The organism is Nocardioides sp. YIM 152588 (assembly GCF_040191335.1).
In the GTDB taxonomy this organism is placed as follows: Bacteria; Actinomycetota; Actinomycetes; order Propionibacteriales; family Nocardioidaceae; genus Nocardioides.
The window spans coordinates 30,623-49,972 of record NZ_JBEGDJ010000008.1 but is presented as its reverse complement, the minus strand read 5'-3'; the positions used below and the strand labels follow the sequence as shown (position 1 = coordinate 49,972).

Below are 19,350 nucleotides of genomic sequence, written 5' to 3'. Positions count from 1 at the left end.
ATGCGCGGGACAGCCGCCCGGGACGGTCGGGCGCGGGTCAACCTGGTGCTGTGGGTGATCCTCATCCTCTGCGGCGCCCTGGCGGTGGCGCTCGGCGCCGCGATGGTGCGGGAGCACCGACGGGACGGGGGCGACACCTCGGGCGGTCTCCTCCAGCGGGCGGCCGCGGTCGTGACCGACGAGAAGGCCGCCGGCGAGCAGTCGGGTGCCACCCTCGGCGCCCGGACCGTGACCGCGTTCGACGAGGCACCCGAGGAGGAGCAGGAGCGCAGCGCCGCCATCCTCGAGACGACGTCGGCGATGGCCGCCGCCTTCGTCAACCTGGACTACCGGGACACGGACGCGGGCGTGGCCGCCGTCCGCAAGTACGCCACCGGCGCCTTCCAGACCCAGTACGACCAGTCGGCGAAGGGGCTCGTCCAGCTCGCGAAGCGGGCGAAGTCGGTGATGGAGGGCGAGGTGCTCTGGTCGGCCGTCGTCGCCGCCGACAAGGACTCCGCGACGGTGCTCGCCGCGACCACCGGCACCGTGGCCAACAAGGAGACCGACTTCAAGCCGCAGGCCCGCAACTACCGGATGCAGATGGAGCTGGTCCTCCGGGACGGCCTCTGGCTGGTCCGCGACCTGCAGTTCGTGGCGTGAGAGGAGCGAGCGATGAGTAGGAGCACGGTCCGGCGCAAGCCGTCGTCGTCCGGCGCCACGGCGCGCCCGCGCAAGCTGGCCGGGCAGGGCGGTGCCGGCGCCGGCGCCGGGGTGCCCGTCGTGGAGGCGCCGGAGGTGGAGGCGCCGCGGGTCGAGGAGCCGGTCGAGGAAGCGGTGGTCGAGGAGCCGGTGGTCGAGGAGCCGGCGGGGGAGCCGGCCGTCGCGAGCGGTACGCCGCGGCGGCCGCGCTCGCTCCTGGCGGGCCGTCGGGTCACCCGCGCGCTGGTGGCCCTGCTGGCCTGCCTCGGCGTGGTCCTCGCGCTGCAGGGCGCCTGGTTCGCCCTCGTGCACGACCCGGCGCCGGCCGCGGAGGCGGCGAGCACCACCGCGGCCGAGCGGGCCGAGATCGAGGTGCCCGACGGGCGCCCGGTGGTGCCCGCCGAGGCCGACGTGCAGGGCTGCGTCGACGCCGCGGCGAAGGCGCTGGGGCTCATCGTCAGCAAGGGCTTCAAGACCTACGACAAGGACGTCGACCGCGCGGCGGCGACGATGACCGAGCGGTTCGCCGCGGAGTACCGCGAGACCACCGACCAGATCCGCGACGAGTTCATCGCCAACCGCACCCAGGTGCAGAGCCGCGTGGTCGCCCAGGGGGTCGTCCGGGCGAACGACACGCAGGTGGAGGCGCTGGTCTTCCTCAACCAGTACGCGACCAAGGGGAAGAAGGGCGACGAGCGCACCACCTACACGCCGTACCGGGCCGTGGTCACGGTCGTCAACACCGACCGCGGCTGCCTGGTCGATGGTCTCGACACCAAGTGATCGCCGGGCCAGTCTGAGCGGGTGTCGGGATACCGAGAAGAACTAGAACACGTTACAGTTCCGTCCGTGGTGACTCCTGGAGCGAACGGCGACGAGGCCGAGGTCGTCTGCGACGTCGTCGTGCTCGGCGCCGGTCCGGCCGGGCTCTACGCCGCCTACTACGCGGGCTTCCGGGGGCTCTCGGTCGCGCTGGTCGACTCCCTGCCCGAGCTGGGCGGCCAGGTGACCGCGATGTACCCGGAGAAGGCGATCCTGGACGTGGCCGGGTTCCCGACCGTCAAGGGTCGCGAGCTGGTCGCCGGGCTCGTGGCGCAGGCGGAGACGGCCGAGCCGGTGCTGCTGCTCGGCCGCACGGCCACCGACCTCGCCGCCAAGGAGGACGGTGTGGTCCTCGGGCTCGACGACGGCACCACCGTCCGCGCGGGCGCCCTGATCATCACCGCCGGCATCGGCAAGTTCAGCCCCCGTCCGCTGCCCGCGGGCGGGGAGTGGCTGGGGCGTGGGCTGGAGTTCTTCGTCCCGACCTTCGAGCCGTACGTCGACAAGGACGTGGTCGTCGTCGGCGGCGGCGACAGCGCCTTCGACTGGGCGATCCACCTCGAGCCGGTCGCCCGTTCGGTGACCCTGGTGCACCGGCGCGACGCCTTCCGTGCGCACGCCCGCACCGTCGAGCAGGTCCGTGCCTCGTCGGTGGAGATCATCACCAAGGCCCAGGTCACGGCGCTGCGCGGGGACGACCACGTGGCGGAGGTCGAGCTGCGGATCGACGACGGCGCCGACGGCGAGACCGTCGTCCTCCCCAGCCAGGCGGTGGTCGCCGCGCTCGGCTTCCTCGCCGACCTCGGACCGCTGCAGCAGTGGGGCCTGGAGACCGAGCGGCGCCACGTCGTGGTCGACAGCGCCATGCGCACCAACCTGCCGCGCGTCTTCGCCGCCGGCGACATCACCGAGTACCCCGGCAAGGTCCGGCTGATCGCGGTCGGGTTCGGCGAGGCGGCGACCGCGGTCAACAACGCGGCCGTGGCCATCGACCCCGACGCCCACCTGTTCCCCGGGCACTCCTCGGAGGGGTCCTGACCCCCCCCGCCCCACCCGGCACCTGCATCGACAAGGAGAAGGAAGATGAAGATCAAGGTCGACTTCGACCTCTGCGAGTCCAACGGGCTCTGCGAGGCGATGGCCCCCGACGTGTTCGAGCTGGACGACGACGACCTGCTCCAGGTGCACACCGACGAGACCACCCCGGAGAACCTCGACCGGGTCAAGCAGGCCGTCGCGGCCTGCCCGCGCGCGGCGATCAGCCTGGAGGGGGACGAGTGAGCGGCATCGACCTGGGTGGCAGCCCGACCGGCCTCGACGGCAAGGTCGCCATCGTCACCGGAGCCGGCGCGGGGCTGGGACGCGCGGAGGCGCTCGCGCTGGCCGCCGCCGGGGCGCGGGTGGTCGTCAACGACCTGCCCGGTGCCGGGGACGACGCCGTGGCCGAGATCCGGGACCGCGGCGGCGAGGCCGTCGTGGTCGCCGGCGACGTCAGCCAGCGCAGCACGGCCGACGCGATGATGGCCGCCGCGGTCGACGGATTCGGCCGGCTCGACATCGTGGTCAACAACGCCGGGATGACCCGGGACCGGATGCTGTTCAACATGTCCGACGAGGAGTGGGACGCGGTGATCGCGGTCCACCTGCGGGGCCACTTCCTGCTCTCCCGCAACGCGGCGTCGTACTGGCGGACGCAGGCGAAGGCCGCGGAGTCCGGCACGGTCGAGGCGAGCGTGGTCAACACCGCCTCCGAGGCGTTCCTCGGCGGCTCGCCCGGGCAGCCGAACTATGCCGCCGCCAAGGCCGGCATCGCCGCGCTCACGCTCTCCACCGCCCGCGGCCTGTCGCGGATCGGGGTGCGCGCCAACGCCATCTGCCCCCGGGCGCGCACCGCGATGACCGCGCAGGTCTTCGGCGAGGACACCTCCGGCGACGCGGTCGACCCGTACTCGCCCGAGCACGTCGCGCCGCTGGTCGCCTACCTCGCGTCGCCGGCCGCGGACCGGATCACCGGCCAGGTCTTCGTGGTGTACGGCGGCATGGTCGCCCTCGTGGCCGCGCCCGTCGTCGAGCAGCGCTTCGACGCCTCGGGCGACCTGTGGACCGCCGACGACCTCGACAAGCAGCTCGGCGGCTTCTTCACCGACCGGGACCCGTCCGTCGGCTTCGCGGCGGACTCGATCATGCGGCTCACGGTCTGAGCACGGCAGCGGACATCGCAGCGGACACGGCAGGGAAGTAGGAGAGCAGCATGGGTCGACTCGAGAACAAGGTCGCCATCGTCACCGGTGGCGCGCAGGGCCAGGGCGCCGAGATCGTGCGGCGGTTCGTCGCCGAGGGCGCGCGGGTCGTCATCGCGGACGTGGCCAAGGAGGCCGGTCAGGCGCTCGCGGACGAGCTGGGCGAGGCCGCCCACTTCGCGCACCACGACGTCAGCGACGAGGCCTCCTGGGCGACGCTGGTCGACGACACGAACGAGCGGTTCGGGCCGGTCAACGTCCTGGCCAACAACGCCGGCGTACTCCGGTTCGGCGACATCGAGCGGATGCCTGCCGACGAGGTCGAGCTGCTGTGGCGGGTCAACCAGCTCGGCACGTTCCTCGGCATGCAGGCCGTGACCCGCACGATGCGCAAGAACGGCGGCGGCTCGATCATCAACGCCTCCTCCGTCGAGGGCCTCGCCGGGATGCCGGCCTGCACGGCGTACGCCGCCACGAAGTGGGCGATCCGCGGCATGACCAAGTGCGCGGCGATGGAGCTGGGCCCGAAGGGCATCCGGGTGAACTCGGTGCACCCGGGGATGATCGACACCCCGATGACCCGGGTCCACGGCGGCGACGCGGCGATGGAGTACGGCGCCTCGAAGGTGCCGCTGCGCCGCGTCGGCGTGCCGGAGGACATCGCGCCGCTCTACGTCTACCTGGCGTCGGACGAGTCGGGCTACGTCAACGGCGCCGAGATCGCCATCGACGGCGGGGTGACCTCGACCCACGCGTTCGGTGCCTGACCGGCACCGGGCGGCGGCGTCGGTATCGGGATCAGCGCAGCACGAGTCGGACGGCGGTCTCCATGTGGGCCGCCGTCTCGGCCGCGCTCGCGCGGCCGGTGACCCAGGAGACCAGGGTGGCCAGCCAGACGTCGCCGAGGACGCGGGCGATCGCCACCTCCTCCTCGGTGACGGGCGCCTCGCTGTCCTCGCCGCGCATCGCGTGGGTGACGATCGCGGTCATCGACGCGCCCACCCGGTCGATCTCGGTGGTGACGGTGCTGTCGGCGAACATGAACGCCCGGGTCAGCGCCTCGGTGAGCTTGGGGTCGCCCTGCATGCCCCGCGCCATCCGCTTCAGCACGAAGAGCACGCGGTCGGCGGGCGTGTCGCCGGGGACCGGGCGCTCCTGGAGGCGCGGCGCGTCCTCGTCGAGCTGGCGACCGAGCGCGGAGACCAGCAGGTGGATCTTCGAGGGGAAGTAGCGGTAGAGCGTGCCGAGCGCGACGTCCGCCTTCTCCGCGACCGCCCGCATCTGCACGGCGTCGAAGCCCCCCTCGGCCGCCAGCGCGTACGTGGCGTCGAGGATCCGGCGACGACGGTCGCGCTGGGCGGCGGAGCCGCCGCGCTCGACGGTGGCGCCCTCGTCGCTCGACGACGTGGACAGCGGCTTCGTACTCACAGATCTCCTCGGCTCGGCCTTCCGGACATGCGCCCGTCGATGTTCCGGATGGTGGCCCTAGGCTACTCGCTCGTAGCGCATAATCAGCAACACGTTCCAGTTCCGTGTCGGCCCAGCTCCCCTGAGAGCGCGGCGCCGTGACCGGCGTAGGAAGCGCCACGACACCGGCCATGACCCCAGCGCATCAGGGAGGAGAAAGTCGAATGCGGATCGCTCTGCTGTCCTATCGCAGCAAGCCCCACGTCGGAGGTCAGGGGGTCTACCTGCGTCACCTGAGCCGTGAGCTGGTGGCGCTGGGGCACACCGTCGAGGTGTTCTCGGGACAGCCCTACCCCGAGCTGGACGAGGGCGTCGGGCTGACCAAGGTGCCCAGCCTGGACCTCTACCGCGAGCCGGACCCGTTCCGGATCCCGAAGCCGCGCGAGTTCCGCGACAGCATCGACGTGCAGGAGTTCGCGATCATGTGCACGGCCGGGTTCCCCGAGCCGCGCACCTTCGCGCGCCGCATCGCACGGGTGCTGGAGGAGCGCAAGGACGACTTCGACATCGTCCACGACAACCAGGTGCTCGGCCACGGCATGCTCCAGATCGAGGAGCGCGCCGGGCTGCCGATGATCACCACGATCCACCACCCGATCACGTTCGACCGGCGGATCGACCTGTCGCAGACCCGCAACCCGTGGCGCAAGTTCACCGTCCGCCGCTGGTACGGCTTCCTGCGGATGCAGGCCGCCGTGGCCCGTCAGGCGCGCTGGATCCTGACGCCGTCGGAGACCTCGAAGCGCGACATCGCCAAGGACTTCGGCGTGGACCCGGCGAAGATGCAGGTCATCCTGCTCGGCGTCGACGGCAAGTTCGTGCCGCCGAGCAGGCCCCGCGTCCCCGGCCGGATCATGGCGATGGCCAGCGCGGACGCGCCGATGAAGGGCATCGCGACGCTGCTGGAGGCCTTCGCCAAGCTGCGCACCGAGCGCGACGTCGAGCTCGTGCTGGTCACCCGGCCCGCCCCGGGCGGCCGCACCGAGCGGCTGATCGACAAGCTCGGCATCGGCGACGCGGTCCGCTTCGCCAGCGGCCTCACCGACGAGGAGCTGGTCGACCTGATGGGCTCGGCCGAGGTCGCCTGCGTGCCGTCGCTCTACGAGGGCTTCTCCCTGCCCACCGCGGAGCTGATGGCCTGCGCGACGCCGCTGGTGGTCTCCCGGGCCGGCGCCATCCCCGAGGTGGTCGGCGAGGACGGCGAGTGCGCCGACCTGGTCACGCCGGGCGACGTCGGCGAGCTGTTCACGGCGATCGAGCGGATGCTGGACGATCCCGAGCGCCGCGCCCGGATGGGCGCCGCGGGCCGGGCCCGCGTGGAGGCCCACTTCAGCTGGCGCGCGGTCGCGGAGAAGGTCGCCGAGGCCTACCAGCACGTGATCGACGACTTCGCCGAGGAGAACCGGCGCACTTCCACCGAGGGGACCGACTGACATGCTGACCGTTGACTTCGACCGTCTCGGCCTGCGCCCCGGCGACCGCGTCCTCGACATGGGCGCCGGTGCCGGCCGGCACAGCTTCGAGATGTACCGGCGCGGCGCCGACGTGATCGCGTTCGACCTGGACGCCGACGAGCTGGCCGGCGTCAAGGAGATCTTCGTCGGGATGGCCGAGGCGGGGGAGGTGCCCGCGGGCGCCGAGGCCGACGTCAAGCAGGGCGACGCGCTGGCGCTGCCGTTCGGCGACGGCGAGTTCGACCGGATCGTCGCCGCCGAGGTGCTCGAGCACATCCACGCCGACGTGGACGCGATCAAGGAGCTGGTCCGCGTGCTGCGCCCCGGCGGCACGCTGGCCGTCTCGGTGCCGCGCTGGCTGCCCGAGGTCATCAACTGGAAGCTGTCGCCGGACTACCACCACGCCACCGGCGGCCACATCCGGATCTACACCGACCACGAGCTGATCGACAAGGTCACCAAGGCGGGCCGCTTCAACGACGGCACCCCGGGCGACGCGATGGTCTTCGAGGGCAAGTCCTACACCCACGGCCTGCACGCGCCGTACTGGTGGATCAAGTGCGCCGTCGGCGTCGAGAACGACGAGCACCCGTTGGCCAAGGCGTACCACAAGCTCCTGGTCTGGGAGATCATGAAGCAGCCCAAGACGCTGCAGTACGCCGGCAAGGTGCTCGACCCGCTGATCGGCAAGAGCATGGTGCTGTACTTCCGCAAGCCGCTCACCGCGACCGACGCCCCGGGGGACGCCGATGCCGGCTGAGCCCGAGGTCCCGCTCGCGCGGCTGCCCTACGTCGAGGGGCTGCTGAGCGCCCAGCAGGTCGCCGACACCGCCGCCGCGATCGCCGCGATGCAGGAGCCGTGGGGCTCGGTGCCGTGGACGACCGGCGAGCACGTCGACATCTGGAACCACGTCGAGGCCGCGATGGCGATGCTGATCGGCGGCCAGGTCGAGGCCGCCGAGCGCGCCTACGCCTGGGTCCCGACGATGCAGCGGGCCGACGGCTCGTGGCCGATGAAGATCGTCGACGGGAAGCCGGAGGACGAGCGCGGGGAGGTCAACATGTCGGCGTACTTCGCCGTCGGCCTGTGGCACCACTGGCTGGTGCGCCGCGACATCGCGTTCGTGCAGCGGTACTGGCCCTCGGTGCGCGCCGGGCTGGACTTCGTGATCTCGCTGCAGCAGCCGTTCGGCGGCATCCAGTGGACGCCGGAGGACGACTTCTGCCTGCTCACCGGCAACTCCAGCGTCTACCACTCGCTGCGCGCCGGCGTCGCGCTGGCGGACCTGATGGACGACCCGCAGCCGGAGTGGGAGCTGGCCGGCGGCCGGCTCGGCCACGCCCTGCGGCAGCACCGCGACCTGTTCGCCGACAAGTCGACGTACTCGATGGACTGGTACTACCCAGTGCTCGGCGGCGCCGTCCGCGACGAGGACGCGCACGCGCTGCTCGCCTCGCGGTGGGACGACTTCGTGGTGCCCGGGATGGGCATCCACTGCGTCGACACGAACCCGTGGGTCACCGGCGCGGAGACCTGCGAGCTCGCGATGGCGCTGGACGTGCTGGGGCAGCCCGAGCGCGCCCGGCAGCTCGTCGCCGACGTCCAGCACCTGCGCGAGGACGACGGTCGCTACTGGACCGGCTGGGTCTACGACGACCCGCAGCGCCCGTCGCCGAGCTCGGAGCCGCGCAACGTGCACTGGCCGGTCGAGCACACGACGTACACCGCGGCCGCGGTGCTGCTGGCCGTCGACGCGCTGGGGGAGACCTACGGGCACGCCACGCCGGGCTCCGCGATCATGCGCGGCACCTCGCTGGCGCCGCACTTCGGCGAGATCGCGCTCGAGTGCGGCTGCCTAGCCGGCGAGCGGGTCGCCCGCTGAGCCGGAGGTCCGCTCCAGGATCCGCATCGAGCCGACCGCGGCCACCTCGGTGAACGCGCCGCTCGCCAGTGCGGGCAGGTAGATCTGCTCGTACGGCGGGCGGCCGCCGTCGGCGGGGTCCTCGAAGACGTCGTGGATGGCGAGGTAGCCGCCGGCCTGCACCCAGCGCGGCCACCCCTCGAAGTCGTCGCGCGCCGGCTGCTCGCCGTGGCCGCCGTCGATGAACAGCAGCGACAGCGGCGTGCGCCAGTGCGCCGCCACGGTGGTCGAGCGACCGACCACGGCGATCACGTGGTCCTCCAGGCCGGCGCGCGCGATCGTCTTGCGGAACACCGGGAGCGTGTCCATCCGGCCGAACTCGTCGTCGACGAGGCTGGCGTCGTGGTGCTCCCACCCCGCCTGGTTCTCCTCCGACCCGCGGTGGTGGTCGACGGTGAAGACGGTCGCCGGCCGGCTCGGGTCGGTGGTCGCCGCGCGGGCGGCCGCGCCGAGGTAGATCCCGGACTTGCCGCAGTAGGTGCCGACCTCGAGCGCCGGCCCGTGGGCGAGGCGCTCGCGCGCCACCCGGTGCAGCAGCGCGCCCTCGTCCTCGGGCATGAAGCCCTTGGCGCGGCGCGCGTGGTCGAGCAGGTCGGCGGGCATCGGGGTCTCACTCACGACGGTGTCAGGCACGCCGCACATAGTAGGGTTAGAACACGTTCTAGTTCAGGCCGGTGCCTCGTCCGCGTGGCGCCAGAAGGAGCCCGCATGTCCCTCGGCATCAGCGACGAGCAGGTCGAGCTCGCCACCAGCCTGCGCAAGTGGGCCGCGAGCCTGGCCCCGATCGAGGCCGCGCGCGCGGCCGAGGGTGATGTCGGCGCGAGCTTCGACGAGGAGTGGGCGGCCATCGAGGAGATGGGCCTGCACACGATCGCGCTGCCCGAGTCCGCCGGAGGCGGGGGCGGCACGGTGCTCGACCAGGCCGTCGCGCTCGAGGCCTGCGCCCACGAGCTGCTCCCCGGCGGCCTCCTCGGCGCCGCCGTCGGTGGGCTCCTCGCCGGCCGCCCCGGTCGCTTCGGCGTCCAGGCCTGCGGCGGCGTGGTCTGGGACGGCGGCACCGCCGCCGAGCACCTGCTGGCCGGGGCCGCCGGCGGTGTCGAGCCGGCGCTCGGGGTGGACCTGAGCGCCCGCCACGCCGCGGTCGCCCCGGATGCGGGGTCGGTGGAGGGGCTCGACCCGCGCTGGCGTCGTACGGCTGTGACGCTGGCGGCCGCCGAGGCCGCGGGCGTCGCCCGCTGGTGCCTGGAGACCGCGGTGGACTACGCGAAGGTGCGCGAGCAGTTCGGCCGCCGGATCGGCTCGTTCCAGGCGATCAAGCACCTCTGCGCCCAGATGCTGGAGACCGCCGAGGCGGTCACCGCCGCCGCCTGGGACGCCGCCGCGGCCGCGGACCCGAGTGCCGGGGCGGACGGCGGCGAGGAGCAGTGGTCCTTCGCCGTCGACGTCGCCCAGGCGGTCTGCTTCGACGGCGCCGTCCGGGTCGCCAAGGACTGCATCCAGGTGCTCGGCGGGATCGGCTTCACCTACGAGCACGACGCCCACCTCTACCTGCGCCGCGCGCTGACGCTGCGGGCGCTGGTCGGTTCCGCCGACGCGGCGGCCGAGCGGCTCACCGCCGCCGCCGTCGCCGGGGTACGGCGTCGCGTCGACGTCGACCTCGAGGGCCGCGACGACGCGGTGCGGCCGGGCGTGCGAGCGGAGGTCGAGCGGGTCGCGGGCGTCGCGGAGGCGGACCGGCGCTCCGCCCTGGCCGAGTCGGGCTACCTGACGCCGCACTGGCCCGCGCCGTACGGGCTCGGCGCCGACCCGACCACCCAGATCGTGATCGACCAGGAGCTCGCCCGCGCCGGCGTGGAGCGCCCGGACCTCGTGATCGCCGGCTGGGCGGTGCCGACCATCCTGGCTCACGGCTCGGACGCGCAGCGCGAGCGGTTCGTCCGCCCGTCGCTGCACGGCGACGTCGTCTGGTGCCAGCTCTTCTCCGAACCCGGCTCCGGCTCCGACCTCGCCTCCCTGCGGACGAGGGCGGTCCGCGTCGAGGGCGGCTGGTCGCTGACCGGCCAGAAGGTGTGGACCTCGATGGCCGAGCGCGCCGACTGGGGGATCTGCCTGGCCCGGACCGACCCCGACGCCCCGCAGCACAAGGGCATCACGTACTTCCTGGTCGACATGCGCTCGCCCGGGATCGAGGTCCGGCCGCTGCGCGAGATGACGGGCGAGGCGCTGTTCAACGAGGTCTTCCTCGACGACGTCTTCGTGCCCGACGAGTGCGTGGTCGCGGAGCCCGGGGACGGCTGGCGCCTGGCGCGCACGACGCTGGCCAACGAGCGCGTCGCGATGGCCAGCGCCCGGCTGACCAAGAGCGTCGAGCGGGCGGTCGAGCTCGCCTCCGCCCGCACGCTCGGCGCGGTCGAGCGGGTCGAGGTCGGCCACCAGGTCGCGCTGGCCACGGTCTGCGGCCTGCTCGGCGTCCGCACCACGCTGCGCGCCCTCGGCGGCCGCGGCCCCGGGGCGGAGTCGAGCGTCGCCAAGCTGCTCGGCGTCCGCAGCCGCCAGGAGTCCTCCGAGCTCGTCGTACGGCTGCAGGGGGACGCACTGGCCGTGCTCGCCGGCATCGCCCGCCCCCGGCCCGGCGACCCGGCGGCCGACGCGGCCGACGCCGCGGCGGGCGCTGGTGCGGCGGATGCCGGTGCGGCGGACGGCGGTGCGGCGGACGGCGGTGCGGCGGAGTTCGACCTTCTCGCCGCGGACGTGTGGGAGCAGCTCAACACCCGCTGCCTCTCCATCGCCGGCGGCACCACCCAGATCCTGCGCAACGTCGCCGGCGAACGGATCCTCGGCCTCCCGCGCTAGCCGAACAGGGGCTTGGGGCAGGCCGAACCGGCACTCGGGGCAGGCCGAACAGGCAGTTAGGGCGTGCCGAACAGGCACTCGGGGCAGGCCGAACAGGCAGTTTGGGCAGGCCGAACAGGCACTCGGGGCAGCGCGCAGCCTGAGCCCCTGTTCGGGCTGCCGTGAGCCCCGGTTCGGTGCGCCCTGAGCCCCTGTTCGGGCTGCCCCTAGCCCCGGGTCGGTGCGCCCCGAGCCCCTGTTCGGGCTGCCCCGAGCCCCTGTTCGGCGGCGTGGTCGCGGCGGTGGGAGTTCCAGTGCCAGTGCAGGTAGCGGTCGATGGCCCGTACGACGTGGGCCGATCGGATCGACGGGAAGATGTCGAAGCCGTGCTGGGCGCCGGGCAGCTCGGCGTACACGACGCTGCGGTGGGAGACCTTGCGCAGCGTGTCGACGAAGGCGCGGGCCTGGCCGACGTCGACCAGGGTGTCGGAGGCGCCGTGCAGCACGAAGAAGTCGGGCGCGTCCTCGGTGACCCGGAGCAGCGGTGAGGCGTCCTCGAACACCTCGCGCGCCTCGGTGAAGGTGCACTGCATGACCTTGGGCGCCAGGAACCGGTCGCGGGTCTGCAGGACCCGGGGGATGCCGGTGGCGCCGGCCAGGTCGTAGACGCCGTAGTGCGGCACCGCCGCCTGCACGGAGGTGTCCGCGTCCTCGAAGCCCGGCTGGAACGCGGGGTCGTTCGGCGTCACCGCGGCCAGCGCGGCCAGGTGGCCGCCGGCCGAGCCGCCGGTGATCACCACGTAGTCCGGGTCGCCGCCGAAGTCGGCGATGTGGGTCTTGACCCAGGCGATCGCGGCCTTGACGTCGACGATCTGCGCGGGCCACGGGGACCGCGGCGCGAGGCGGTAGTTGATCGCCACGCAGACCCAGCCCCTGGCCGCCATCTGCTGCATCAGCGGCAGGCCCTGCTGCTCCTTCTCGCCGATGGTCCAGGCGCCGCCGTGGACCTGGAGGAGGACGGGGGCGCCCGTGCCGGGGGTGACCTCGGAGGTGTAGACGTCGAGCAGCCCGCGCTTGCCGTGCGGGGCGTACTCGATGTCCCGGGTCACCTCGACCCCGGCCCGCCGCCGCGCCCGCCCGTAGGCGAACGGGTTGGCGATCGTGCGCCACGGGGTGGCGAGCTCAGCGGGGGTCGGCGCCGCGTCGAGCTGCTCGACGTAGTCGACGCCGAGCCCCTCGACGAGCGCCTCCTCGACGGTCCCCGCGACCTGCCGGCTCTGCCGGATCAGGTAGGCCAGGCCGGCGCTGGAGGCCCCCGCCAGCGCCAGGCCGCGCAGATCCCGGCGTCGGCCGGTCGCGTGTGCCGCGGCGTCCGCCACCGTGAGGCCGAGCAGGTGGGGTGCCAGCTCACCGGTCAGCCAGCCGGCGAAGAACGCCGGGATGCCGGTGCGGAACCCCGAGAGCGGGCGGATCGCGTTGGCGGTCAGGGCAGCGGTCAGGAGCTGGCGCCGAACAAATCCCATGAAATCGACTGTAGTCGGGACGTGACCGGTTGCTGCAACATGTTCCAGACCGGGGGAGGCCGGTGGAGAGGGAGCGTGGCATGGATCGACGTGGCATGGATCGGCTCAGCGGCCTGGACGCGAGTTTCCTGTACCTGGAGACGCCCGCCCAGCTGATGCACGTCTGCGCGGTGCTGGTGGTCGATCCGAGCACGATGCCGCAGCCCTACTCGTTCCCGGGGTTCCAGAGCGCCCTCGACACCCGGGTGCGCGGGCTGCCCACGTTCCTGCGCAAGATCCGCGGCGTGCCGCTCGGTCTGGACCACCCCGTCTGGGTCGAGGACCGGAACTTCGACATCGAGCGCCACGTGCACCGGCTGGCGCTGCCCAGCCCGGGCGGGTACGCCGAGCTGATGGAGCTCGCGGCGCACTTCACGTCGCTCCCGCTGGACCGGTCGCGACCGCTGTGGGACATGTGGGTGATCGAGGGCTACCGGCCGGAGAGTGCGGCCGGCGAGGAGCGGCTCGCGGTCCTGATCAAGACCCACCACGCGACGGTGGACGGCGTCTCCGGCGCGAACCTGCTCTCCCATCTCTGCGCGCTCGAGCCGGACGCCGAGTTCCTGCCCGCCGACGAGCCGCCGCTCAGTGGGGACCCCAGCCGCGGGGCGCTGCTCGGCCGGGCCGTGGTGGACACGGTCACCAAGCCGCTCAACCTGGTCAGGGTGGTCAAGCCGTCGGTCTCGTTCATCGCCAACACGATCGGGCGGGCCTACCGCGGGACCGCGATGGCCGCACCCTTCTCGGCGCCGCGCACCGCCTTCAACGGGCTGGTGACCGGCCGCCGCGCGATCGCGCTGGCGGACATGTCGCTGGACGAGATCAAGGAGGTGAAGCGCGAGTCGGGGGCGACGGTCAACGACGTGGTGCTGACGATCGCCGGCGGCGCGCTGCGTGCCTACCTGGAGGAGCGCGGCGAGCTGCCCGAGACCTCGCTGATGGCCGCCGTCCCGGTCAGCGTCCGCGCGGCCTCGCACCGGGCGACGGGGTCGAACAAGGTCTCCGCCCTCTTCTGCAAGCTCGGCACCGACCTCGGCGACCCGCTGGACCGGCTGCGGCTGCTGGCCGAGCGCAACCGGTACGCGAAGGAGCACCACGACGCGATCGGTGCCGACACGCTGCAGGACTGGGCGGAGTTCGCCGCGCCGCGCACCTTCGGGCTGGCGGTGCGCGCGTACGCCGGGCTGCGCCTGCCCGAGAAGCACCCGGTGGTGCACAACCTGGTGATCTCCAACGTGCCCGGGCCGCCGATGCCGCTCTACTTCATGGGCGCCCGGATCGAGGGGCTCTACCCGCTCGGGCCCGTCTACCACGGCTCCGGCCTCAACATCACGGTCATGTCGAACGCCGGCCGGGTCCACGTCGGCGCGATCGCCTGCCGGCGCTCGGTGCCCGACGTGGAGGCGCTGGCCCTCCACTTCCCGCGCGAGCTCGAGCGCCTCCGCAAGCGCGTCGCGGAGGAGTCCGCCGCCGACTGACCAGGATCCCGGCGCGCGTCCCGTTCGGTGGTAGGTGTCGCGCCCGTGAACTAGAACACGTTACAGTTCTGGTGTGGATGCAGACGCGATCAATGCAGTGCGCGACGTGGTCCGCGAGGTCCTCGACCGCGAGGCCGACGCGACCGACTGGTCGGCCTGGGCCGCCGCCGGCCTGACGGCGCTCCCGGTCCCCGAGGCGTACGGCGGCGAGGGGCTCGGCGTCGAGGCCGTCGCCGTGCTGCTGCGCGAGGCCGCGCGGCGCGGGGTGCAGACGCCGGCCTGGGACACGCTGTGCTGCGGGGCGCTGACCCTGGCGTCGTACGGGACCGAGACGCAGCGCAAGGAGCTGCTCCCGGCGGTGGCCGCCGGTGAGCTCCGGCTGGCCGCCGCGCTGCGGGAGCCCGGGCTGGGCCTCGGCGCGACGGACCTGCCGGCGACGACCGTCGGCGACGGCACGGTGACCGGCCGCAAGGTCGGCGTCACCCACGCCGCGGGCGCCTCCCGGCTGCTGGTGACCGCCCGGCACGGCGACCGTGCGGTGGTCGCGCTGGTCGACCCGACCGCGCCGGGCGTCCGGCTCGTCCCGGCGAGCGCGTCGAGCGGGCAGGGCCAGCACACGGTCGTGCTCGACGGCGCCCCCGCCGAGCTGCTCGAGGACGGCGCCGCCACGCGGCTGCTCGACCTGGCGCGGGCGGGCCTCGCGGTGACGGCCGCCGGCGTTCTGGCCGGCGCCCGCGACCTGACCGCCGACTACGTCAAGGGGCGTCGCCAGTTCGGCCGCGCCCTCGCCGAGTTCCAGGCCGTCTCGCTGCAGATGGCCGACGTCTACGTCACCTCCCGCACGCTCGACCTCGCCGCCGACAACGCGGTGTGGCGGGTCGGCGAGGGCGTGCCGGCGGGCGACGACCTCGCCGTGGCCGGTTACTGGACCAGCCAGGTCGCGCCGTACGCCTTCCGCACCTGCCACCACCTGCACGGCGGCATGGGCGTCGACGTCACCTACCCGCTGGTCGGCCTCAGCTCCTGGGGGACCGACCTCGCGCACGCGCTCGACACCACGGCGGGCCAGGTCCCGGTGGAGGACCCGGCCGCGAAGAACCTCGAGCTGTCGGAGGCGCAGCGCGCGCTCAAGGCCGAGATCCGCGCCTGGTTCGGCGGCCTCGCCGAGGAGTTCGGCCACCCCGCCGACCCGGGCCCCGACGGCGCGTGGGACCGGCACGGCCCCACCTACGAGCGGATGATCCGCCGGATGGGCGAGGACGGCTGGATGGGCGTCGGCTGGCCGAAGGAGTACGGCGGCCACGGGCTCGGCGAGGTGGAGCAGACCGTGTTCGCCAACGAGGCCCAGTACCACGACGTGCACCTGCCGGCGGTGACGCTGCAGACGGTCGGGCCGACGCTGATCCGCTACGGCACCGAGAAGCAGAAGGAGATGTTCCTCTCCCGGATCCTCGCCGGGGACGTGCACTTCGCGATCGGCTACTCCGAGCCCGACGCCGGCACCGACCTGGCGTCGCTGCGCACCACGGCGCGCCGCGACGGGGACCACTACGTGGTGAACGGCCAGAAGCTGTGGACCACCGGCGGCCACCAGGCCGACTACGTGTGGCTGGCGGTGCGCACCGACCCGGACGCGCCGAAGCACAAGGGCATCTCGATCCTGATCGTCGACACCAAGGACCCCGGGTACTCCTGGACGCCGATCATCACCGCCGACGGCTCCCACCACGTCAACGCGACCTACTTCAACGACGTCCGGGTGCCCGTCGACATGCTGGTCGGCGAGGAGAACCAGGGCTGGAAGCTGATCACCACCCAGCTCAACCACGAGCGCGTCATGCTCGGGCCGGCCGGTCGCATCGAGGGGCTGCGCGACAAGGTGGTGCACTGGGCCGACGCCGCCGGCGTACGGGACGCGGCGGACGTGCGCGACGCCCTCGGCCGCACGACCGCGGTCTTCCGGGTCAACGAGCTGCTCAACTGGGAGGTGGCGCGGGCGGCGGCCGCCGGCGAGATCAAGGTCGCGGACGCCTCCTCCTCGAAGGTCTTCGCCGCGGACCAGGTGCAGCACCTGCTCGCCGACCTGATCTCGCTGGTGCAGCGGCACGGCGACCCGGGGGAGCCGGCGACGAAGGAGCTGCTGGACTACCTCGACGCCCAGGCCAAGCGGAACCTGGTGCTCACCTTCGGCGGCGGCGTCCAGGAGGTCCAGCGCGAGCTGATCTCGATGTTCGGCCTCGGCCTGCCGCGGGTGCCGCGATGAGCGGGGTCTCCACCGCCGGTGCGGCGGAGCTGGTCCCGGCCGAGGTGCACGCGCACGTGGTGGCCGAGGCGGAGCGGATCAAGGGCTGGGGCGAGGCCGCCGAGCGCCGCGCCCGCGACGAGGTGAACCAGCCGACGATCAACAACTGGCTGGAGGCGATGGGGCTGGACAGCCCCCGGTTCACCGAGGGTGAGGCGCCGCCGTCGATGGCCCAGGTGTGGACCATGTACGGCCTGGGCGGGAAGCCCGCCGCGGACGACCCGCTGCACTCGATGATGCGGGTGCTCACCGACGCCGGGTTCACCGCGGTGCTGGGCACCAACTGCGAGCAGACCTACGACCGGTACCTGAGGGTGGGCGAGCGGCTGCGCGTCACGACCGCCCTCGACTCCGTGGTCGGGCCGAAGGCGACCGGGATGGGGGTCGGCTACTTCGTGACCTCCCGCAACACCTGGTACGTCGACCACCCGGATGGCACCAGCGAGAGGGTTGCGAGCATGCTGTTCCGCGTTCTCAAGTTCATCCCGAAGGGGGCCATCGGTGGTTGAGGAGCGAGCGGAGCGAGCCTCGAAGCCCGGCCCCGTGCGCCCGGTGGTCAACCGGGACAACGCCTACTTCTTCGAGGGCACGCACGAGCAGGAGCTGCGGATCCAGAAGTGCAACAAGTGCGGCGTGCTCCGCCACCCGCCCGGCCCGGCCTGCCCGGACTGCGGCGCGCTCGACCGCGGCTACGTGGTGGCGCGGGGCGAGGGCACCGTCTTCTCCTACCTGGTCCACCACGCGCCGCGGGTGCCGGGCAAGGAGCTGCCGCTGGTGATCGCGCTCGTCGACCTCGACGAGGGCGTGCGGATGGTGGCAGAGGTGACCGGCGTACCGCCGGAGGGGCCGGACGGGCTGGCCATCGGCGACCGGCTGGCGGTCGGCTGGAACGTGGTGGACGAGGAGCTCACCCTGCCGGTCTGGCACCGGATCTCAAGGGCAGCTGTGGCTCGAGCGGGGGAGGACGCATGAACGTCGGGGACAAGCTGCCGGAGTGGACGCTCCCGATCACGCCGACGCTGGTGGTCTCCACCGCGATCGCGACCCGGGACTTCCAGGACGTGCACCACGACCGCGACATCGCGCAGGCGGCGGGGTCGAAGGACATCTTCGTCAACATCCTGACGTCGACCGCGCTCTGCGAGCGCTACGTCACCGACTGGGCGGGCACGGACGTGCAGATCCTCGGGATCGCGATCCGGCTCGGCGCACCGGCCTATCCGTACGACACGTTCACGTTCACCGGGGAGGTGGCCGACGTCGCCGAGGAGGACGGCCGCACGGTGGCCACGATCAAGGTGGTCGGCGCAGTCTCGCTCGGGGACCACGTGCTCGGCACCGTGAAGGTGGCCGCATGAGCGGGCTGTCGGGGCAGGCGGCGATCGCGGGCATCGGCGCCACCGAGTTCTCCAAGGAGTCCGGCCGCTCGGAGCTGCAGCTCTCGGTGGAGGCCGTGCAGGCGGCGCTGGCCGACTGCGGGCTGGCGCCGGCGGACGTCGACGGCCTGGTCACCTTCACGATGGACAGCTCCGCCGAGATCGCGGTGGCGCGCGAGCTCGGGATGGGCGAGCTGCGCTTCTTCAGCCGGATCAACTACGGCGGCGGCGCGGCGTGCGCGACCGTCCAGCAGGCGGCGATGGCGGTGGCCACGGGCGTCGCGGACGTGGTGGTCGCCTACCGCGGCTTCAACGAGCGCTCCGGGCAGCGGTTCGGCCAGGTCCAGAACTGGGCAGCCGCGCAGGTCAACACCAACGGCCTCGACAACGCCTGGACCTACCCGCTGGGGCTGAGCACGCCGGCGGCCACCGTCGCGATGCAGGCCCGCCGCTACATGCACGAGTACGGCGCCACCTCGGCCGACTTCGGGCAGGTGGCCGTCGCCGACCGGCGCCACGCCGCGACCAACCCGGACGCCTTCTTCTACGGCAAGCCGATCACGCTGGAGGACCACCAGGCGTCCCGGATGATCGCCGACCCGCTGCACCTGCTCGACTGCTGCCAGGAGTCCGACGGCGCGGTGGCGCTGGTCGTGGTCTCCGCGGAGCGGGCGAAGGACCTCCGGCAGACCCCGGCGGTGATCGCCGCCGCCGCACAGGGGGCCGGGCGCGACCAGTTCGTGATGACGTCGTACTACCGCGACGACATCGGCATCCCCGAGATGGGCGTGGTCGGACGCGAGCTGTGGCGCCAGTCGGGGCTGTCGCCGGCCGAGATCCCGACGGCCGTGCTCTACGACCACTTCACACCCTACGTGCTGATGCAGCTGGAGGAGCTCGGCTTCTGCGGCCGCGGCGAGGCCAAGGACTTCGTCGCCGACGGCGCCATCGAGATCGGCGGCCGGCTGCCGCTCAACACCCACGGCGGCCAGCTCGGCGAGGCCTACATCCACGGCATGAACGGGATCGCGGAGGGCGTGCGGCAGATCCGCGGCACGTCGGTCAACCAGGTCGACGACGCCCACCACGTGCTGGTCACCGCCGGCACCGGTGTGCCGACCAGCGGACTGGTGCTCGCGCGCTGAGCGGTCCGCGCAGCACGGTCCGCCGAGACGCGTCGAGGGCCCCGGAGCAGCGCTCCGGGGCCCTCGGGC

At 73.1% G+C, this 19,350-nt stretch carries 19 protein-coding genes; 16 read left to right on the top strand and 3 right to left on the bottom strand.

What is annotated here, in order from left to right; all coding sequences use genetic code 11:
- The 6 genes from ABLM29_RS06380 to ABLM29_RS06355 all read left to right on the top strand — a co-directional run bounded on the left by ABLM29_RS06380 (window position 1) and on the right by ABLM29_RS06355 (window position 4,510).
- Window positions 1–642, top strand: coding sequence for an Rv1363c family protein (locus ABLM29_RS06380; RefSeq protein ID WP_349713152.1), 642 nt, complete (start codon window positions 1–3; stop codon window positions 640–642).
- A 12-nt stretch (window positions 643–654) separates the two neighbouring features.
- Window positions 655–1,464 carry a hypothetical protein gene (locus tag ABLM29_RS06375; protein WP_349713150.1) on the top strand — a complete coding sequence of 270 codons (810 nt, stop codon included), beginning with the start codon at window positions 655–657 and terminating at the stop codon, window positions 1,462–1,464.
- Window positions 1,465–1,530: 66 nt separating this feature from the next.
- A complete protein-coding gene (locus ABLM29_RS06370; protein WP_349713149.1) occupies window positions 1,531–2,541 on the top strand; it encodes an NAD(P)/FAD-dependent oxidoreductase in 1,011 nt (336 codons plus the stop codon).
- 45 nt (window positions 2,542–2,586) lie between these two features.
- Window positions 2,587–2,784: a ferredoxin gene (locus ABLM29_RS06365; protein ID WP_349713148.1), complete on the top strand. Its 198-nt coding sequence runs from the start codon at window positions 2,587–2,589 to the stop codon at window positions 2,782–2,784.
- Window positions 2,781–3,704 (top strand): 3-oxoacyl-ACP reductase, encoded by a 924-nt coding sequence (locus ABLM29_RS06360; RefSeq protein ID WP_349713147.1) that lies wholly within the window; start codon window positions 2,781–2,783, stop codon window positions 3,702–3,704. Before ABLM29_RS06365 ends, ABLM29_RS06360 begins: the two co-directional genes overlap by 4 nt.
- Before the next feature lie 50 nt (window positions 3,705–3,754).
- Entirely contained in the window at window positions 3,755–4,510 is a 756-nt protein-coding gene (locus ABLM29_RS06355; RefSeq protein ID WP_349713146.1) for a glucose 1-dehydrogenase, read from the top strand.
- A gap of 31 nt (window positions 4,511–4,541) precedes the next feature.
- Here the strand turns inward: ABLM29_RS06355 and ABLM29_RS06350 are convergent, their stop codons facing one another.
- Window positions 4,542–5,171, bottom strand: a complete 630-nt coding sequence (locus tag ABLM29_RS06350) for a TetR family transcriptional regulator (protein ID WP_349713145.1) — start codon at window positions 5,169–5,171, stop codon at window positions 4,542–4,544.
- 203 nt (window positions 5,172–5,374) lie between these two features.
- Between ABLM29_RS06350 and ABLM29_RS06345 the strand changes: the two genes are divergently transcribed.
- From ABLM29_RS06345 to ABLM29_RS06335, 3 genes are read left to right on the top strand one after another with little or no spacing between them, the layout of a single operon-like run.
- Window positions 5,375–6,643, top strand: coding sequence for a glycosyltransferase family 4 protein (locus tag ABLM29_RS06345; protein WP_349713143.1), 1,269 nt, complete (start codon window positions 5,375–5,377; stop codon window positions 6,641–6,643).
- Between the two features lies 1 nt (window position 6,644).
- Window positions 6,645–7,424, top strand: a complete 780-nt coding sequence (locus ABLM29_RS06340) for a class I SAM-dependent methyltransferase (protein WP_349713142.1) — start codon at window positions 6,645–6,647, stop codon at window positions 7,422–7,424.
- Window positions 7,414–8,547 (top strand): prenyltransferase, encoded by a 1,134-nt coding sequence (locus tag ABLM29_RS06335; protein ID WP_349713141.1) that lies wholly within the window; start codon window positions 7,414–7,416, stop codon window positions 8,545–8,547. The genes ABLM29_RS06340 and ABLM29_RS06335 overlap by 11 nt, the downstream gene beginning before the upstream one ends.
- Here ABLM29_RS06335 and ABLM29_RS06330 read toward each other — a convergent pair.
- A complete protein-coding gene (locus ABLM29_RS06330; RefSeq protein ID WP_349713140.1) occupies window positions 8,521–9,219 on the bottom strand; it encodes a class I SAM-dependent methyltransferase in 699 nt (232 codons plus the stop codon). The genes ABLM29_RS06335 and ABLM29_RS06330 overlap by 27 nt on opposite strands.
- A 75-nt stretch (window positions 9,220–9,294) precedes the next feature.
- Between ABLM29_RS06330 and ABLM29_RS06325 the strand changes: the two genes are divergently transcribed.
- Entirely contained in the window at window positions 9,295–11,439 is a 2,145-nt protein-coding gene (locus ABLM29_RS06325) for an acyl-CoA dehydrogenase family protein (protein ID WP_349713139.1), read from the top strand.
- Between the two features lie 206 nt (window positions 11,440–11,645).
- Here ABLM29_RS06325 and ABLM29_RS06320 read toward each other — a convergent pair whose 3' ends face one another.
- Window positions 11,646–12,941, bottom strand: coding sequence for an alpha/beta hydrolase fold domain-containing protein (locus ABLM29_RS06320; RefSeq protein WP_349713138.1), 1,296 nt, complete (start codon window positions 12,939–12,941; stop codon window positions 11,646–11,648).
- Window positions 12,942–13,021: 80 nt separating this feature from the next.
- On the opposite strand from ABLM29_RS06320, the gene ABLM29_RS06315 reads away from it, so the two are divergent.
- The 6 genes from ABLM29_RS06315 to ABLM29_RS06290 all read left to right on the top strand — a co-directional run bounded on the left by ABLM29_RS06315 (window position 13,022) and on the right by ABLM29_RS06290 (window position 19,281).
- Window positions 13,022–14,458 carry a WS/DGAT/MGAT family O-acyltransferase gene (locus ABLM29_RS06315; protein WP_349713137.1) on the top strand — a complete coding sequence of 479 codons (1,437 nt, stop codon included), beginning with the start codon at window positions 13,022–13,024 and terminating at the stop codon, window positions 14,456–14,458.
- 73 nt (window positions 14,459–14,531) lie between these two features.
- Window positions 14,532–16,721: an acyl-CoA dehydrogenase family protein gene (locus ABLM29_RS06310; protein ID WP_349713136.1), complete on the top strand. Its 2,190-nt coding sequence runs from the start codon at window positions 14,532–14,534 to the stop codon at window positions 16,719–16,721.
- A complete protein-coding gene (locus tag ABLM29_RS06305; RefSeq protein WP_349713135.1) occupies window positions 16,718–17,269 on the top strand; it encodes an FAS1-like dehydratase domain-containing protein in 552 nt (183 codons plus the stop codon). The genes ABLM29_RS06310 and ABLM29_RS06305 overlap by 4 nt, the downstream gene beginning before the upstream one ends.
- A complete protein-coding gene (locus tag ABLM29_RS06300; protein ID WP_349713134.1) occupies window positions 17,262–17,732 on the top strand; it encodes a Zn-ribbon domain-containing OB-fold protein in 471 nt (156 codons plus the stop codon). Before ABLM29_RS06305 ends, ABLM29_RS06300 begins: the two co-directional genes overlap by 8 nt.
- Window positions 17,729–18,118 carry a MaoC family dehydratase gene (locus ABLM29_RS06295; protein ID WP_349713133.1) on the top strand — a complete coding sequence of 130 codons (390 nt, stop codon included), beginning with the start codon at window positions 17,729–17,731 and terminating at the stop codon, window positions 18,116–18,118. Before ABLM29_RS06300 ends, ABLM29_RS06295 begins: the two co-directional genes overlap by 4 nt.
- Window positions 18,115–19,281 carry a lipid-transfer protein gene (locus tag ABLM29_RS06290; RefSeq protein ID WP_349713132.1) on the top strand — a complete coding sequence of 389 codons (1,167 nt, stop codon included), beginning with the start codon at window positions 18,115–18,117 and terminating at the stop codon, window positions 19,279–19,281. Before ABLM29_RS06295 ends, ABLM29_RS06290 begins: the two co-directional genes overlap by 4 nt.
- Window positions 19,282–19,350 lie beyond the last annotated feature (69 nt).

Excerpts from the sequence above, each read along its gene's own strand:
- ABLM29_RS06315 (WP_349713137.1), top strand. The coding sequence starts at position 13,022 with ATGGATCGACGTGGCATGGATCGGCTCAGCGGCCTGGACGCGAGTTTC.
- ABLM29_RS06340 (WP_349713142.1), top strand. The coding sequence starts at position 6,645 with ATGCTGACCGTTGACTTCGACCGTCTCGGCCTGCGCCCCGGCGACCGC.
- ABLM29_RS06295 (WP_349713133.1), top strand. The coding sequence starts at position 17,729 with ATGAACGTCGGGGACAAGCTGCCGGAGTGGACGCTCCCGATCACGCCG.
- ABLM29_RS06365 (WP_349713148.1), top strand. The coding sequence starts at position 2,587 with ATGAAGATCAAGGTCGACTTCGACCTCTGCGAGTCCAACGGGCTCTGC.
- ABLM29_RS06335 (WP_349713141.1), top strand. The coding sequence starts at position 7,414 with ATGCCGGCTGAGCCCGAGGTCCCGCTCGCGCGGCTGCCCTACGTCGAG.
- ABLM29_RS06355 (WP_349713146.1), top strand. The coding sequence starts at position 3,755 with ATGGGTCGACTCGAGAACAAGGTCGCCATCGTCACCGGTGGCGCGCAG.
- ABLM29_RS06380 (WP_349713152.1), top strand. The coding sequence starts at position 1 with ATGCGCGGGACAGCCGCCCGGGACGGTCGGGCGCGGGTCAACCTGGTG.
- ABLM29_RS06290 (WP_349713132.1), top strand. The coding sequence starts at position 18,115 with ATGAGCGGGCTGTCGGGGCAGGCGGCGATCGCGGGCATCGGCGCCACC.
- ABLM29_RS06320 (WP_349713138.1), bottom strand. The coding sequence starts at position 12,941 with ATGGGATTTGTTCGGCGCCAGCTCCTGACCGCTGCCCTGACCGCCAAC.
- ABLM29_RS06305 (WP_349713135.1), top strand. The coding sequence starts at position 16,718 with ATGAGCGGGGTCTCCACCGCCGGTGCGGCGGAGCTGGTCCCGGCCGAG.
- ABLM29_RS06325 (WP_349713139.1), top strand. The coding sequence starts at position 9,295 with ATGTCCCTCGGCATCAGCGACGAGCAGGTCGAGCTCGCCACCAGCCTG.
- ABLM29_RS06345 (WP_349713143.1), top strand. The coding sequence starts at position 5,375 with ATGCGGATCGCTCTGCTGTCCTATCGCAGCAAGCCCCACGTCGGAGGT.
- ABLM29_RS06375 (WP_349713150.1), top strand. The coding sequence starts at position 655 with ATGAGTAGGAGCACGGTCCGGCGCAAGCCGTCGTCGTCCGGCGCCACG.